A 14,064-nucleotide genomic window follows, 5' to 3' on the forward strand; every position below is an offset into this window, starting at 1 on the left:
TAACTATAACAGTATAAGGATTCTTGAAGAAAATATCAAATTCAAAAATATAACTTTCACCCACTCCACAAAATAAAAAACCACCTCTAAAGGTGGCTAACATACATCCAATATTATAATAGCTTTTACTGTTTCGTTACCTTCACATTCAAAAACACATTAACAACAAATAAAATAACTGCAAGAGTCGTTATCGTTCCACCTACAGCAATTACAGGCTCAAGTGCTGTGTTCCCTTGCATCAGCAATGTTAACCCCACCATCATAACCGGCAAACCAATGTTATGAAGCCAAAAATGAGCCTTCCCTAACTTAGACTCTCCTGCGTGAGGAAATAGGTAATATATAACCCCCGCTAGCGCCATTGATACCCAACCAAGCAGATTAACATGCGCATGGACACCAACTAGCGTATGTGCCCCAGACATCGACATTCCCATGCCCAAAAGCACACCAATCAAAAAATACAGGACGGAAATTTTAATAAATCGAACTCCAACCATCGTTATCCCCCTTCCTTACTATTTAAGTACTTCAAAAGAAGTATATTCATGAAAGGAAGGGTAGTTGACAAAAAATTCAGAAATACAAAGTGGTGCCTGTCACCGATGCTAGCTTCCAAACAAGTTATGGTGTAATACCTAAGTATCCTACACTAAATCTAATTTAGAAATTTCGCCTCGGTGACAGGCACCTAAACTCTGAACTATTTTTTAACTACGTACCTATTTATCTACCCTGAATTAAATTTGGCAGGCTATTTCTGAACCCAACCCAAAATCATTTCACGAATTAGTTTGCTTGCGGTATTAGCCGTTTGTTCAGAATGATCATATATTGGGGCTACTTCTACTAAATCTGCCCCGACTACGTTAATATCTGACTTCGCAATCGCGTGAATTGCTCCAAGCAATTCTTTAGAAGTAATTCCTCCTGCATCAACAGTACCAGTACCTGGTGCATGCGCAGGATCAAGTACATCGATATCAATGGTTACATAAACAGGACGTCCTGCAAGCTTTGGCAGAACTTCTTTTAATGGCTCAAGCACTTCAAACTTAGAAATGTGCATGCCGTTTTCCTTAGCCCATTGGAACTCTTCCTTCATACCTGAGCGGATACCGAATGAGTACACATTTGTTGGCCCAATAAGGTCAGCTACTTTTCTGATTGGTGTTGAATGAGAAAGTGGTTCTCCTTCATAATTCTCACGCAAATCAGTATGAGCGTCCATGTGAATAATCGCTAAATCCGGGTACTTTTTGTAAACAGCTTTAAAGACTGGCCATGATACCAAATGCTCTCCGCCAATTCCTAATGGGAATTTTCCAGCAGCAAGAATTTGGTCTACAAAGTCTTCAATCATGTCTAAGCTTTTCTGCGGGTTTCCGAATGGCAATGGAATATCCCCAGCATCATAATACTTTACTTCATCTAGCTCTTTATCAAGATACGCACTGTACTCTTCTAATCCAATCGATACCTCACGGATACGCGCTGGACCGAAGCGTGAACCTGGACGATAACTAACAGTCCAGTCCATTGGCATACCATATAGAACCGCTTCACTTTCTTCAAAATTAGGATGGCTTTTTATAAACACATTTCCTGAATATGCTTCATCAAATCTCATGTTAAAAATCCTCCGTTATTTAACTAGGTCAGCAACAAATTTAGGTAGCACAAACGCCGCCTTATGAAGCTCTTTTGTATAATACTTTGTTTCGATGTCATGGAAACGGTCTTCACTAACTTCTAGTGGGTCATGTTTCTTTGAACCAATTGTGAAAGTCCACAAACCACTTGGGTATGTAGGGATATTCGCAACATATAAACGTGTGATTGGGAAGATTTCCTTTACATCACGTTGTACATTTGTAATTAACTCTGGTGTAAACCAAGGGTTGTCCGTTTGCGCAACGAATACACCATCTTCTTTTAACGCTCTAGAGATTCCAGCATAAAATCCTTTTGTAAATAAGTTAACAGCAGGACCAACAGGTTCTGTTGAGTCCACCATGATTACATCATATTCATTTTCGCTTTGTGCAATATGCATAAAGCCATCATCTACCTTTACATCTACTCGAGGATCATCAAGTTTTCCTGCAATTTCAGGAAGGTACTTTTTGGAGTACTCGATTACTTTTCCATCAATATCTACTAAAGTAGCCTTTTTAACACTCGGGTGCTTTAGAACTTCACGGATAACGCCACCGTCACCACCACCGACTACAAGTACATTTTCTGGATTTGGGTGAGTAAATAATGGAACATGTGCAACCATTTCATGATAAACAAACTCGTCAACTTGAGTTGTCATTACCATTCCATCAAGGATTAGCATGTTACCAAACTCTTCCGTTTCTACCATATCTAATTTTTGAAACTCAGTTTGCTCTGTATGTAATGTTTGTTTAATTTTCGCTGTAATACCAAAGTTCTTCGTTTGTTTTTCAGTAAACCATAATTCCATTTTCATAACATCCTTTCTTTAATCAAATGCGCATTGGCGTATTTGCGCCCGATTTTTTTCGAGCTTGCTCGAAAAATTTCCTTTTAAAAATCGAGGCATCCGCCGGAGGCTTTAACTTTATTCAGTGGGAGTTAGAACCCCGACTAAATTGTATACTATTTTTGCACTCATCCCACACTTATAGAAGTTGGGGACTTCATTCAGCTGAATAAAGTTAAAAAAATCATAATTCCTCATTACAATTATTCCCTTATCGTTCCCTATTCCACCAAATAAAATTAGTTAAACTTGTTAAGCTTCTGCAACTAAAACTCGAGCAACTCAAACACCTCTGGAAACAGGCATTGCTTTTTCGAATTCGCTTCCGCTTTTCTTTGCATCTAACTTCAAAAAGTATAGAACAATCACGCAAAAATGCAAGAAAATTTTTCATGTTTTAGCAAATTAATGTTTAAAACGTGTCAATTGTTTCAATACTGATTGATATATATAGACGCAGGGTGTCGTATGCCCTAATCACTAGGGTGTCCAAAAAACACTCTGTCATGGATAGAGAGAGTTTAGTAGAGAGAGGTGATCCCCTTGGAAGTCATTAGAAATGAACGCTTTAAAAACACTATTAAAATTATCCGTGCCATTTTAATCATAAGCCTAATTTTCATTGGCCTCGCTACAGTAGGTCTCCTAGGCGTTCTTTCATATGCCAAAACGCAAGGGGCACCTCCTCTTGCAGTTCCTTTATCAACATTAATATACGCAGATGATGGTTCGTTAATTGGGGAAGAACGGCACCAGGGGGAAACTCGTTATTGGGTATCACTTGAAGATATGTCCCAGCCTATTATCGATGCGACTATTTCTATAGAAGACCGTAACTTTTTCAATCATCATGGCTTCGATTATAAACGAATCGGCGGAGCCATTTTAGCAGATATAAAGGCAATGGCAAAGGTTCAGGGAGCCAGCACCATTACACAGCAGTATGCCCGAAATTTATTTCTAGAGCACGAAAAAACATGGAACCGAAAACTCACAGAAGCTTTTTATACGATTCGGTTGGAACTCAATTATTCAAAAGACGAGATTTTAGAGGGCTATTTAAATACCATTTATTACGGCCATGGCGTGTATGGTATTGAAGCGGCTGCTAACCATTACTTTGGAAAAAGAGCAAGTGAACTAACACTCGCAGAGGCATCCATGCTGGCTGGTATCCCAAAAGGACCAAGCCATTATTCTCCTCTGGTAAATGAAGAAAAAGCTAAACAACGACAAAAGGTTGTTCTTGCTTCAATGGTAGAAACCGGGCTTTTATCAAAGAAAAAGGCAACTACCGTAGCTGAAGAAGAACTCTCTTTCACAACAAATGCCAATATAGGTAGAGAAGACATCGCTCCGTATTTCCAGGATATTGTGAAAAAAGAGCTTAATTCAAAATTAAAGTTAGATGAACGCACTATTGAAACTGGCGGTTTACGAGTGTATACAACTCTAGATCCAGAATTGCAAAAGCTGGCGGAGGAAAAGGTAGAAGCTACCGTCAATAAAAACTCTGACATTCAGTTAGGTTTTGTGGCAATGAATCCGAAAAACGGGGAAGTTAAGGCCCTACTCGGTGGACGGAATTATGAAGAAAGTCCTTTTAATCGGGCAACACAGGCAGAAAGACAGCCTGGTTCCACGTTCAAGCCATTTTTGTACTATGCCGCTTTAGAAAAAGGATACACGCCATCTACACAAATTCGAAGTGAGGTTACGACCTTTTCATTTGATGAAGATCGGTCTACCTATACACCAAAGAATTACAAAAACTATTATGCAAATGACACCATTACATTGGCACAAGCGCTTGCATTATCGGACAATGTATATGCGGTAAAAACCCATTTGTTTTTAGGGGAAGATACCTTAATAAAAATGGCTAAGAAGGTAGGAATCTCTAGTGAACTTGACAAGGTCCCTTCGCTTGCCTTAGGAACATCCGGTGTAAAGTTACTTGATATGGTGAATGCATATAGTACCATTGGTAACGGCGGGCAGCTTCGAAAACCCATTTTTATCACAAGAGTAGAGAACTACAAAGGTGAAGTCATCTACGAAAATAATCAGAAGCCAAAGCAGGTTCTCGACCCTGATTTAGCTTTTGTAACGACTCATCTCATGATGGGCATGTTTGATAAAAAACTAGATGATTATACGGCAGTTACCGGTTCCTCCATTACAAATAAACTGACTCGCTTTTATGCTGGAAAATCTGGAACGACTCCGACTGACAGCTGGATGATTGGTTTTTCGCCGGACCTTGTTGCTGGTGTATGGACAGGGTATGATAAAAACCAAACTCTCGATTTAGTGGCAGAAAGACAGTATTCGAAAAATATTTGGGCTCATTTTATGGAAGAAGCACATAAAGATAAACCACCAATCCCATTTAAGCCTCCAGAAGGGGTTGTTGGTGTCTATGTGAATCCTGATAGTGGGCTGCTTGCTACAAAGGATTGTCCTGTTTCAAGATTAACCTTCTATAAGAAAGGAACAGAGCCGACCGAGTTTTGCACAAAGCATAGTGATGGTGAAATCCCTGTAGAAAAGAAGAAGGAAAAAGACGAAGAAGAGGATAAAGGATTCTTCAGAAAAATATTTGATTGGTTTTAGCTTTATCATGTTTAAGAAGTATGAACAAATTAAATATGCACAGAATTTCAAAGTTCGTTTTCGAGTTAAATTGATTTTGGCGTTAACACGACAAGGATGCATTTTAGAAAAAGCGAAACCCCCAGGCTGTGTAGGTCCTGGGGGTTTCTGTGTCCTAGTTCCAATGTGTGCACATTGTAAATTTAGTGTACTTACTTTCCTATAAAAGCTCAAGCTAAACCTTCTTTGTTCACAAAACTGTCACATGTTTAGCTATGGTATTTTACAATACCTCAAGTTGTCTGTAAACCCTGTTTGAGTTCATCACTTGACTGTTCCCACATGCCAGCATCATGGTTTTCCAGAAAATCTGCTAAAAGCTTTTTCGACTTTTCATCCATAAAATCAACCATGATTTTACGTTTCAATGATTTATCCATTTTATTTACATGGTCTGGCAAAGACTTATAACCGCGTCGTATTGAGCGATCAACCGTCATTTCACATGCAGTTACGCCAGCATAATACGGTCCCTCTTCTTTACGGTCAATAGTTACCCAAACAAGCCAAAATGGCTTTCCATTAGGAACATCCTCTTTATTAGGTAGAAACTTAATACCTTTTTCAACAACACTTCGAGCATGCATTGCACCAATATCAACAAACACATCATTATTTTCTATATCAACAAATACGGGTGAGATATTTTCTAAACTAAGGGCACCAATTCCGTATCCTTTATGACCATCTGTTGGATCATTTTTAATAATGTTGAAGGCAACCTTTTTCTTATTCTGATCCACCTTAAAATCCACCTTTCACAATAATTCTTCATTTTACATTATTTTACCACACCACCATAGTGTTTTTAAAATGGGAGGATTGGCTGAAACAGCATAACAAGAACGTCAGTAATAAAATAGACCCCTGCTTGTAGATATGGGTAAAAGTAATTGTCACCCAGCGGTGTAATAACTAAAACAAGAAATAACACTACACCGAACCCCTCAAATTGGGTTAGCTTAGGACGAATCCCTCGTGGAACTAAGTCCTCAATGATTCGATATCCATCTAGAGGTGGGAATGGCAATAGATTAAATAGAAACAGCATAATGTTTAACCTTACGAAAAGGTTAAAGAAGGTCTCCAGACCTGCAGCATAGGTTTCAGGTAATAAACCAAATACGCCAAAACGAATCATTAAAAAGAAGAGTAGGATTCCTAGAGTCGCAACAAATAAGTTACTCAATGGTCCTGCTATCGATACGAGTATCCCGGCTAGGCGCGGATTTTTAAAATGAAATCTGTTAACCGGAACAGGTCTCGCCCACCCGAAACCGGCAAGAAATATCAAGATGGTACCAAATGGGTCTAGATGCTTTAACGGATTTAGTGTTAATCTACCTTGATTTTTCGCTGTATGATCACCAAAGCGATATGCGACATAGGCATGTGCAAATTCATGGACTGTGAAGGCTACTAATAAGGTGATGACTACGTACGGTATGAGAGTCAAATCAAATGCTAAAAAACTAGTTACATTATCCACATGTTTTCCCCTTTTTCTAGTATTGTAAGTACTTTCAGTATACAATACTTATAGTATCTTTAGAATTACGATTTAGTAGATAGGAGAGATTGAGATGCCATATGTAACAGTGAAAATGCTTGAAGGTCGCTCTGAGGAACAAAAGAAAGCATTGGTTGAAAAAGTAACAGCTGCAGTATCTGAAACAACTGGTGCACCGAATGAAAAAATCGTTGTTTTTATAGAAGAAATGACGAAAAACCATTACGCGGTAGCTGGAAAGCGCCTAAGCGACGAATAATGACTACATACAAAGGACTGGTTCTTCATGAATCAGTCCTTTTCTTTTGTGGAAGACTAGTTACATATCAAATGCGCCTCGGCGAATTTGCGCCGGATTTTTCTTCGAGCTTGCTCGAAAAATTTCCTTTTAAAAATCGAGGCATCCGCCGGATGCTTGAACCCCGACTGTATTGTATACTCTTTTCACATTCATCCCCCACTTACAGAAGGGACTTCTGCCGAATGAAGTTAAAGGAATTATTCCCAAACGAATATTACACTTGCATTTTGGTGAATAAACGAATAATATAGATAAGTATTTTAAAAAACGTTCGTCTTTTTGGAGGTATACACTTCTATGTTTAAATTATCAGAGCTTAATACCAACGTAAAAACTGAATTACTAGCAGGTATTACTACATTTTTAACCATGGTTTATATTGTCGTTGTTAACCCGGTTATTTTATCTGACGCTGGAGTACCTTTTCAGCAAGTCTTTTTAGCAACCATTATTGCTACTGTTATCGGGACACTTTGGATGGCACTCTTTGCGAATTATCCAATTGCCATCGCACCTGGAATGGGGTTAAATGCCTATTTCGCGTATTCAGTAGTAGGTGCAAATGAGAACATTACTTACGAAACTGCTTTTGCTGCTGTATTTGTTGCAGGACTCATCTTTGTGATTTTGTCTTTAACACCGTTTCGAAAAAAGCTAATCGAAGCGATTCCGGAAAACCTTAAGCACGGAATTACTGCTGGTATCGGACTATTCATCGCATTTATCGGATTACGGTTAACCGGTATTGTCACTGCACATGAAGCAAATCTGGTAACACTAGGCGATTTACATTCTCCTACCGTTTTACTTGCTTTAGTCGGTTTAGCAGTTACATTGATTCTTATGTCATTAAATATAAATGGTGCGTTATTCTTCGGAATGATCATTACAGGAGTAATCGCATATTTTACAGGTCACCTTGAGTTCAATGAAGGTATTGTAAGTCGCCCATCACTGCCAGAAGGATTAATTATTGCAAATCCATTAGCTGCTATTGGTGATGTAATTCAGTACGGATTATATACAGTCGTATTCTCTTTCTTACTCGTTACGATCTTTGATACAACCGGAACGATGGTTGGGGTTGCCCAGCAAGCTGGTCTTATGAAGGGGAAGGAAATGCCGCGTGCTAGACAAGCACTACTCGCTGATTCTATCGGTACAACAATTGGGGCCATGTTTGGAACAAGTCCAACAAGCGCTTATATCGAATCATCAACTGGTGTTGCAGCTGGTGGACGTAGCGGATTAACAGCTGTTACGGTTGCCGTACTATTCGCAGTCTCTGCCTTTTTCGGTCCGCTCGTTGGAGCTGTATCAGGACTCTCTGCAATTACTGCACCTGCACTCATTATTGTAGGTTCTTTGATGATGGGCAGCATTTCAGAAATTAAATGGAATGAACTAGACGAGGCCTTTCCTGCATTCTTAATCATTTTAAGCATGCCACTAACATCGAGTATCGCAACAGGAATCGCACTTGGCTTCATTTCATATCCATTAATGAAGGTTGTAAAAGGAAAATGGAGAGAAGTTCACCCGCTAGTATATTTCTTTGCAGTACTTTTCTTCTACCAACTGGCGTTTTTACCACACTAAATAAAAAACTCGGCAGTTCATTCTCTAATGGAGAACAGGAACTGCCGAGTTTTTTTATGGGACATGTGCCCCAATTAATTGACTACTAGATTACGAATAGAATTGATATATTCATATGCTTCTTCTACTTCTTCGTCTGTGTAGCGTTGCTTGCTTTTTAGTGTGAAGATTTTTTCTTTTACTTCTTCTTTTTCAAGTCCTTCGAAGTATAGTACGGTTGAAACAAGCTCCAGGAAGCGTGCATTCTGGTTGTTTAAGGTTTGCATACAGTTTTCTAAAGGGGGCATGTCCAATTGGTAGTGGCTTAAAAACTGCTCACCTTTTTCAGTTAAGGAATAGCGGTATTGGTAGTAACCGCCTTTCTTTTCTTTTACTTCGTCTAAAAATCCCAAATTACATAGCTCTTCGACTCGTAGGGTAAGTTCTTCGGAGTAAGGTCCATAAAAATGAAAATTGTATTTTTCATAAAACGGATACTCAATCTTCTTTGCGATATAAATCATTTTTTGCAGTTTTTTACGACCAGTAATTTCTCCTGCTGCAGAGAAAGCTTTCATTATTTTTGCGTGTTCTGTTAACAAAACCCCTTCATCTCCTCACCGAAATCTGAAAAGCGCAAGCGCCTTCGAAAAAAGCTAAGCTTTTTTCTGCGAAGAACACTCCTAGAAGCATTCCTTTATGCTAAGAAATGAGAAAACTGGAGGCTCCGACAAAGAGGCGATTTTTGCCTCTGTAGGAGGAGCTGAAGTTTCTCGAATTTCTAGGCGCTGGAGCTAGACATAAAAAAATTGTTTGGAATTTTATATATATTTATCTAATACGCTAAAAGTTCTATTATCTTTTGTTTCACTGTGCTCTCTTCTGGTAGCTTCTCAATCATATCTTGTGGAAAATAGAGCTTATGATCCGTTCTTCGTTTTCCTGAAATCGCATCAACAATCTCAGATTGTCTCGATAGCTCACGGATTTCTCCATTTGGCATTAATAGATGAATAGGAAGTCGTTCCTCTTCCTCACCTGGACGGTAAAAATCGTATGGTAAATCAGATGATGAATCGACCACTAAATAATACTTAGAATCAATACCGGCTTCATTAAATAAGTTCGTTAGCTCAATAAGCTTCATCATTTGATCACTCGGGTTAAACTCGATATATTTAAACAAGTTTCGATTCATGAATCGATTACATAAATCGCGCAAAATGGCGTCTTCCTCTTGCTGCCAAGCCTGGAAATAGAAGAAAATCGTCGATTCATCTAAACGTAAATAATCTTGAAGTGTAATGTTCTCATTAAAAATAGAGATAAAATGAGTTGGCTCCGTCTTAAAGGAATAATTCTCCGTATAAAGTTGCTTCGCTCGATGGAGAATTTTCGTTAAAATTACCTCTGAACTTCTTGTAACAGGATGGAAATATACCTGCCAGTACATTTGATAGCGGCTCATAATATAATCCTCTACCGCATGCATACCGCTGCTTTTAAAAACAACTTGATCTTCCTGGGGACGCATTACACGAAGAATTCTTTCCATATCAAAGTTCCCGTAACTTACGCCTGTATAATACGCATCACGAAGTAAGTAATCCATACGGTCAGCATCAATCTGACTTGAAATAAGACTTACAACCACTTTGTTTTTATAGGTTTTTCCGATTACTTCCGCTACTTTTTTCGGGAATTGTTTGGATACTTGTTGTAAGACTGAATTTACTTCAGTATCACCTACAATGATCGCTTGTGTATATTCTTCGTGGTCATAATGGAACACTTTTTCAAATGAGTGTGAAAAAGGACCGTGACCTAAATCGTGTAAAAGCGCTGCACATAGGCAAAGCAAACGATCTTCTTCATTTAAAAACGGGCGGTCTTTAAACACATCATCTATAATTCTTCTAACAATTTCATACACACCTAAGGAGTGATTAAAGCGGCTATGCTCCGCCCCGTGGAATGTAAAATTCGTCGTGCCCAGCTGACGAATCCGTCGTAATCTTTGAAACTCAGACGTAGCGACGAGATCCCATATCACCTTGTCCTGAACATGAATATATCTATGTACAGGGTCTTTAAACACTTTCTCTTCACTTAACTTCCCATTGGAATTTGTCATCTATTCAACCTCTTCCATACTGGCATGCTATTATTATATATATTTTCTTTAGACAGAAAAACCCAAAATTCATCAAAAGCATTCGACAAACTCGTTACAACAAGGGGTAGCAAGTACTTGGAAAATTTTTCGACACGAACCTACCGGTAAATAACTCTCCCATTAAGATGTGCCATTTATGCGTAAAAAAATCACCTTTTCCCTTGAATGAGAAAGGCGATTTACTCTTTGTTCAGCTTCTTATTAATTTTTTCAATCAGTTCATCCTCAGTCGGAGCAGAAACCGGACGATTGTTTACAAAAGCGAATGATTTTTTTCGACCAGGACCACAATATGATTGGCAACGGATATCAATTGTTGCATCACAGTCAACCTGTTTTAAGCGTGGTACTAATGTTTTAATATTTGTCGCATCGCAATCATCACATATACGAAATTCATTAGCCATCAGTGTACAATCCCTTCACCAAATGTATATGTTGCGTGTTTGTTATAACACGTTAAAAGTAAATATATAAAATACTAGTGTTACTAGTATTTGCAATTCGTTTGTAAAAAAACACTACACGGTATTTTACCTTGTCCAGTTTGTCTTTGCAAGTGAACTCATCAAATTTCAAAATATCTCCATATGTGAGAGTTTACGATAATTAGGAATTCAAAGTATAAAAGTATAACAGTTTAATCATGGCTTTCTATTTATGTCCAGTTCCAGCAGCGAACTCCGCTTCGTCGGAACTCCGACGCACAGGAAGTCACTGCCGTTATGAACAAAGGGCGTGACGGTTTTAGCAGTCAGTTTTCTCTATTCTGGTCGAGGCGCATACACATTTCCAAATAAATCTACTATCATAGTAAGATTTTTGGTATAAAGATTGAATCTATTGACCAATATAAGTAATAGCCGAAAGCATTCATAAACATACTATATTGGGAGATGAAAGAATATGAAAGTAAGACAAGACGCTTGGACAGAAGAAGATGATCTATTATTAGCAGAAACTGTCCTTAAGCATGTTAGAGAGGGCAGTACACAACTTAATGCATTTGAAGAGGTAGGCGACAAACTTAATAGGACTTCAGCGGCATGTGGATTCCGTTGGAATGCAGTTGTACGACATGACTATGAAAAGGCATTGCAATTAGCGAAAAAACACCGTAAACAACGTCAACGTGCACTTGGAAAAACACAGCCAGTTAAGAAACAATTATTGTATACACCGCCAACACCTAACCTTGAAGAGTTTGCTGATGAATTACCTCTAGTTACAACAGAGTCAATGAGCACTAGAAAGGTAGCACCAGCTGTTTCAAGAAACACTAGACCAGCAATGTCAATGTCAATTGAGGACGTAATCTCATATCTTCATTCAATGAAGAAAAGCACATCTGGAATCGAAGCACTAAAAAGTGAGAATGAAAGATTAAAAAATGAAAAGAATGAAATACTTCGTAAAAATGAAGAGCTAGAAAAGCAAATTGCACAACTAGAACAAAGCTCAGAAAACATTCAAGAAGACTATGAAACACTAATGAAGATTATGAATCGTGCAAGAAAACTAGTCTTATTCGAAGAAGAAGAAAGACCAGCAACAAAATTCAAAATGGACCGCAATGGAAACCTCGAAAAAGTTGCCGAGTAGAATTGCCGAGTAAGGTTTTGAATGTATTTCTATGGTGCCTGACACCACAAAAAGACAAATGCCCCGGAATGTCCGCCTGAGGTGGACGTTCCGGGGTTTTTTATTTACAGCTATCTTTATTTATTCAATTCTTGCTTTTACAATTGTGCCTTCTGGTGAGATTTCGAATCTAAGATGTATTGAGCCTGCTGAATAATCTACTTCTATATAGCTTTCAAATGCTAGTTCACTAAAAAGTTGGTATTCATACTCTGTTTCACTTCTTTGTTTCTCGCCATGTTTTTCTACATCAAGTGGAAGGTGTGCTTTAAGCAATTCATAGGCTTCTTCGACTGTTGCTGGTGGATTTTTAAAACCAATCAGGGGATTTTCACAACGTTCCGCTCCTATTGTTCTACAAGTTAAAACAATAGATTCTGTCTCGAATTCCCGTTCAGAAAGTTTCGTCATGTTTTGTTCAATAAACGATAGTTTGTCATAATAGCCGCCCTGTGTGGTTGTTGACTCTGTTGTAGCAATCAATTTTCCATTAACAAACTGATATTTCCCATCCCCAAATGGGTCATTTGTAGCAGAGTCAGAGCTTTCATCTTCCACATCTTCCCCTTCCGTTACCGTTATTTCCTCCGTATTAACCGTTTCTTCATCAGAGGCTAAATCCGTTGAAGATCTAACAGATACTTCTCTACCTGAAACAATAAGCCCTCCTACAATAACCAATAAAGCGAGAACTACTACCGATCCAGCCTTTCGACTTGAAACAAGAGTCTCTCCCACATTTTCAAACACTCTACTAACAATCGCTCTTTTTGTTCGAGTCGCCTTTTGGTCAAATAACTTTCTACACCCTTCACTTAGTAATTGGAAGGTTAAAAGTAAACCTGTAATAGCCAAGGCAGGAAACAACACAATCCACGGAGCTTTTATGATTTCATAACGTGCTGCAGACAGTAACCCAAACCAATCATAAACCCCAGTTGCAGAAAAATAGCCCGCTTCATCCTGGAATACTCCACCACCTGGAATATATTGAATTATATTTTCAATAAAGTATTCAAATAAGGCCAATTGCCCAACTAATAAGGTCACCCGTGCAAGATCATTAAAAAAGTTAACAACTACATTGCGTGTAATCGTTGGCAGGTAATGAAGAATTGCTAATTGAAAAGGGGAGGTTCCAATTGTCTTACTTGCCTTTACAAACTCTTTTTGGGAAATCTCGTACAACTCATTTGAAAATAGATAACTTATTCTACCTACCTCAATCAGTGCAATGATTACAATATTCCAATAAACCCAATTTCCAGACGTGTTTTTACTAAAAATCTCAAGAAGTAGGATAGCAGCAAAGATGGTTGGAATACTTCCAAATAATGAATACCAGCCATTTGTCACTAAGTAAGCAAGTCCCTTTTTAGTAGAAGCAAAAAATGCCATTGGCAATGCAATGATGTACCTAATAACCGTAATGAGGATAATTATTTTTAACGTATCTTTGGCACCGATGATCAGCATCGAAAGAATATCCCGTGCTTCACGGTCCGTTCCAAGTATATCTTCACTAGATGGCGGAAACGGAGCTCTCCCAATCCCACCGTCCTCGTAAAATCTCATTCTATGTTCTGGTGCTGTATCATCAACGAAATCAAACTGTGGACCAACAAAGCTAATAAATAACATAAATCCTAGCATTAGTAAGCCAATCCATAGAGACCAATTTTTCATCA

The 14,064-nt window shown here is 38.4% G+C and carries 13 protein-coding genes; 4 read left to right on the forward strand and 9 right to left on the reverse strand.

The features are described from left to right. Positions 1 to 125: 125 nt before the first annotated feature. From AB3M96_RS09980 to speE, 3 genes are all read right to left on the reverse strand, one after another. Entirely contained in the window at positions 126 to 503 is a 378-nt protein-coding gene (locus tag AB3M96_RS09980) for a cytochrome-c oxidase (protein WP_412967457.1), read from the reverse strand. Positions 504 to 757: 254 nt separating this feature from the next. Then, positions 758 to 1,633 carry an agmatinase gene (speB, locus tag AB3M96_RS09985; protein ID WP_412967458.1) on the reverse strand — a complete coding sequence of 292 codons (876 nt, stop codon included), beginning with the start codon at positions 1,631 to 1,633 and terminating at the stop codon, positions 758 to 760. Positions 1,634 to 1,648: 15 nt separating this feature from the next. Continuing rightward, the gene (speE, locus tag AB3M96_RS09990) at positions 1,649 to 2,476 is read right to left on the reverse strand and encodes a spermidine synthase (RefSeq protein ID WP_412967459.1); all 828 of its coding nucleotides are present in this window, start codon (positions 2,474 to 2,476) and stop codon (positions 1,649 to 1,651) included. A 582-nt stretch (positions 2,477 to 3,058) separates the two neighbouring features. Between speE and AB3M96_RS09995 the strand changes: the two genes are divergently transcribed. After that, on the forward strand, positions 3,059 to 5,131 hold the full coding sequence (locus AB3M96_RS09995; RefSeq protein ID WP_412967460.1) for a transglycosylase domain-containing protein: 2,073 nt from the start codon (positions 3,059 to 3,061) through the stop codon (positions 5,129 to 5,131). A gap of 272 nt (positions 5,132 to 5,403) precedes the next feature. Here the strand turns inward: AB3M96_RS09995 and AB3M96_RS10000 are convergent, their stop codons facing one another. Continuing rightward, positions 5,404 to 5,913: a YwhD family protein gene (locus AB3M96_RS10000; protein WP_412967461.1), complete on the reverse strand. Its 510-nt coding sequence runs from the start codon at positions 5,911 to 5,913 to the stop codon at positions 5,404 to 5,406. Positions 5,914 to 5,978: 65 nt separating this feature from the next. Next, complete coding sequence (locus tag AB3M96_RS10005; RefSeq protein ID WP_412967462.1) at positions 5,979 to 6,659, reverse strand: site-2 protease family protein; 681 nt, start codon at positions 6,657 to 6,659, stop codon at positions 5,979 to 5,981. Positions 6,660 to 6,753: 94 nt separating this feature from the next. Here AB3M96_RS10005 and thmT point away from each other — a divergent pair, with 94 nt between their 5' ends. Together thmT and AB3M96_RS10015 are read left to right on the forward strand one after the other, a co-directional pair. After that, a complete protein-coding gene (gene thmT / locus AB3M96_RS10010) occupies positions 6,754 to 6,939 on the forward strand; it encodes a 2-hydroxymuconate tautomerase (protein ID WP_412967463.1) in 186 nt (61 codons plus the stop codon). A 339-nt stretch (positions 6,940 to 7,278) separates the two neighbouring features. Then, positions 7,279 to 8,580, forward strand: a complete 1,302-nt coding sequence (locus AB3M96_RS10015; protein WP_412967464.1) for an NCS2 family permease — start codon at positions 7,279 to 7,281, stop codon at positions 8,578 to 8,580. Positions 8,581 to 8,654: 74 nt separating this feature from the next. Here the strand turns inward: AB3M96_RS10015 and AB3M96_RS10020 are convergent, their stop codons facing one another. The 3 genes from AB3M96_RS10020 to AB3M96_RS10030 form a co-directional block, all read right to left on the reverse strand. Then, positions 8,655 to 9,161, reverse strand: coding sequence for a YwgA family protein (locus AB3M96_RS10020; RefSeq protein WP_412967465.1), 507 nt, complete (start codon positions 9,159 to 9,161; stop codon positions 8,655 to 8,657). A 233-nt stretch (positions 9,162 to 9,394) separates the two neighbouring features. Next, complete coding sequence (locus AB3M96_RS10025; RefSeq protein ID WP_412967466.1) at positions 9,395 to 10,693, reverse strand: HD domain-containing protein; 1,299 nt, start codon at positions 10,691 to 10,693, stop codon at positions 9,395 to 9,397. Between the two features lie 221 nt (positions 10,694 to 10,914). After that, complete coding sequence (locus tag AB3M96_RS10030; RefSeq protein ID WP_412967467.1) at positions 10,915 to 11,142, reverse strand: YuzB family protein; 228 nt, start codon at positions 11,140 to 11,142, stop codon at positions 10,915 to 10,917. Between the two features lie 499 nt (positions 11,143 to 11,641). Between AB3M96_RS10030 and AB3M96_RS10035 the strand changes: the two genes are divergently transcribed. After that, positions 11,642 to 12,337 (forward strand): RsfA family transcriptional regulator, encoded by a 696-nt coding sequence (locus tag AB3M96_RS10035; RefSeq protein WP_412967468.1) that lies wholly within the window; start codon positions 11,642 to 11,644, stop codon positions 12,335 to 12,337. A 120-nt stretch (positions 12,338 to 12,457) separates the two neighbouring features. Here the strand turns inward: AB3M96_RS10035 and AB3M96_RS10040 are convergent, their stop codons facing one another. Continuing rightward, a complete protein-coding gene (locus tag AB3M96_RS10040; RefSeq protein WP_412967469.1) occupies positions 12,458 to 14,062 on the reverse strand; it encodes an ABC transporter permease in 1,605 nt (534 codons plus the stop codon). Positions 14,063 to 14,064 lie beyond the last annotated feature (2 nt).

Origin of the sequence: Ferdinandcohnia jepli (genome assembly GCF_047246645.1) — a bacterium.
Taxonomy (GTDB): domain Bacteria; phylum Bacillota; class Bacilli; order Bacillales; family Bacillaceae_L; genus Ferdinandcohnia.

Coding starts and splice junctions, on each gene's coding strand:
- AB3M96_RS09980 (WP_412967457.1), bottom strand. CDS start 503: ATGGTTGGAGTTCGATTTATTAAAATTTCCGTCCTGTATTTTTTGATT.
- speB (WP_412967458.1), bottom strand. CDS start 1,633: ATGAGATTTGATGAAGCATATTCAGGAAATGTGTTTATAAAAAGCCAT.
- speE (WP_412967459.1), bottom strand. CDS start 2,476: ATGGAATTATGGTTTACTGAAAAACAAACGAAGAACTTTGGTATTACA.
- thmT (WP_412967463.1), top strand. CDS start 6,754: ATGCCATATGTAACAGTGAAAATGCTTGAAGGTCGCTCTGAGGAACAA.
- AB3M96_RS10015 (WP_412967464.1), top strand. CDS start 7,279: ATGTTTAAATTATCAGAGCTTAATACCAACGTAAAAACTGAATTACTA.
- AB3M96_RS10025 (WP_412967466.1), bottom strand. CDS start 10,693: ATGACAAATTCCAATGGGAAGTTAAGTGAAGAGAAAGTGTTTAAAGAC.
- AB3M96_RS10030 (WP_412967467.1), bottom strand. CDS start 11,142: ATGGCTAATGAATTTCGTATATGTGATGATTGCGATGCGACAAATATT.
- AB3M96_RS10035 (WP_412967468.1), top strand. CDS start 11,642: ATGAAAGTAAGACAAGACGCTTGGACAGAAGAAGATGATCTATTATTA.
- AB3M96_RS10040 (WP_412967469.1), bottom strand. CDS start 14,062: ATGAAAAATTGGTCTCTATGGATTGGCTTACTAATGCTAGGATTTATG.